Source organism: Streptomyces sp. NPDC055078 (genome assembly GCF_053607985.1).
The window spans coordinates 1-1,896 of sequence record NZ_JBSGUP010001013.1 but is presented as its reverse complement, the minus strand read 5'-3'; the positions used below and the strand labels follow the sequence as shown (position 1 = coordinate 1,896).

The 1,896-nt window shown below is 68.9% G+C and carries 1 protein-coding gene; it reads left to right on the top strand.

Features of this window, described 5'->3' with window-relative positions; genetic code table 11:
* Positions 1-51: 51 nt before the first annotated feature.
* The coding region (locus ACWF94_RS39660) for a condensation domain-containing protein (RefSeq protein ID WP_453500016.1) at positions 52-1,896 on the top strand (1,845 nt) is incomplete at its 3' end.

The window sequence follows — 1,896 nt, the reverse complement described above, 5'->3', positions numbered from 1 at the left end:
CTCGACGGCGTCACCTCAGCCGCCGTCATCATCCACCACGACACACCCGACATGCCCCGCATCGTCGCCTACACCACCGGAACCGCCGACCCCACCACACTCCGCCAGAAACTCACCACCCAACTCCCCGACTATATGATCCCCACCGCGATCATGAACCTGCCCTCGCTGCCGATCAACGTCAACGGCAAGCTCGACCGCGCCGCCCTCCCCACACCCACCACCGCCCCCGAACCCACCCGAACCCCACGCGGTGAGGGTGAGATCCTGGTCGCACGGATCTTCGGCGAAGTGCTCGGCGTGGATGCGGTGGGCGCGGACGACGACTTCTTCCGGCTCGGCGGGCATTCGCTGCTGGCGACCCGGGTCGTGGCCCGGGTCCGAGCGACAGGAACGGCCTGTTCCGTACGGGATGTGTTCGAGGCCCGGACGGTCGCGGCGCTGGCGGCTCGGCTGACGGAGCACTCGGCGACTGAGCGGCCCGCACTCGCCAGGGCCGAGCGGCCCGAGCTGCTGCCCCTTTCGTACGCCCAGCGCAGGCTGTGGTTCCTGGACCAGATGGAGGGGGCGAGCGCCACCTACACGCTTCCCATCGCGCTACGGCTGCGGGGGACGCTGGACGCGACCGCGCTGGAGCGGGCCGTACAGGATCTGGTCAGGCGACATGAAACACTCCGCACGGTCTTCGCCGAGCACGACGGCGAGCCCTACCAGCGCATCCTGGACCCCGACGAGGCACGAGTCCCGTTCACGGTCAGGGAGGTGCCGGCGGAAGCGCTGGAGGACCGGGTAGAGGCGGCGGCGGGTGAGCTGTTCGACCTCGCGGCGGATCTGCCGTTGCGGGTGACACTGCTCCGGGCAGCCGATGACGACCATGTACTCGTCCTGCTCATGCACCACATCGCCACCGACGAATGGTCCACCGGACCCCTCCTCACCGACCTCGACACCGCCTACACCGCACACACCCAGAACCGGGCGCCCGAATTCGCACCCCTCCCCGTCCAGTACGCCGATTACACACTCTGGCAACGACAACTCCTCAACGACACCACCCGCCCACTCACCGACTACTGGCACACCACACTCACCGCACTCCCCGACGAACTCACCCTCCCCACCGACCGACCACGCCCCACCACACCGACCCACAACGGCGACACTGTGGAAGTCGAGCTGTCGGCCGAACTGGTCGCCGGGCTCGACCGGCTCCACCAGGACAGTGATGCCACCATGTTCATGGTGGTGCACGCGGCGGTCGCGGCACTGCTGCACCGCCTCGGCGCGGGCGACGACATCCCCCTCGGCAGCCCCGTCGCAGGCCGAGGCGACGAAGCACTCGACGGACTGATCGGCTTCTTCGTCAATACGGTGGTGCTGCGGGCCGACCTGTCCGGTGATCCGACCTTCGCGGAGCTGCTGGAGCGGGTCCGTACGACGGACCTGGCCGCGCTGGACCACGCGGATCTCCCCTTCGACAGTGTGGTGGAGGCGCTCAACCCCGAGCGCTCCCTCTCCCGGCACCCTCTGTTCCAGACGATGGTGGCGTACGAGGGAGGCGGCCCGGATCTGTCCCGGCTGTTCGGCTTGGAAGCGGCGGAGCAGCGGATTCGGTCCGGTGCGGCCAAGTTCGATCTGGACGTTCTCTTCCAGCGTACGCGGACGGACGCGGGTGCCTCGACGGTGACCTGCGGTGTCCGGTACGCGGCGGATCTCTTCGACCGTGGGTCGGTGGAGCGGCTGGCAGGCCGGTTGCTGCGGCTGCTCGCCGCGGTGGTCGCCGACCCGGACCGGCCGATCTCCGACATCGACCTGCGGGACGCCGACGAACGCGCCCAACTCGCGGTGTGGAACAACACCGACCGCGCGATACCGGCCGCGCACCTCATGGAGATC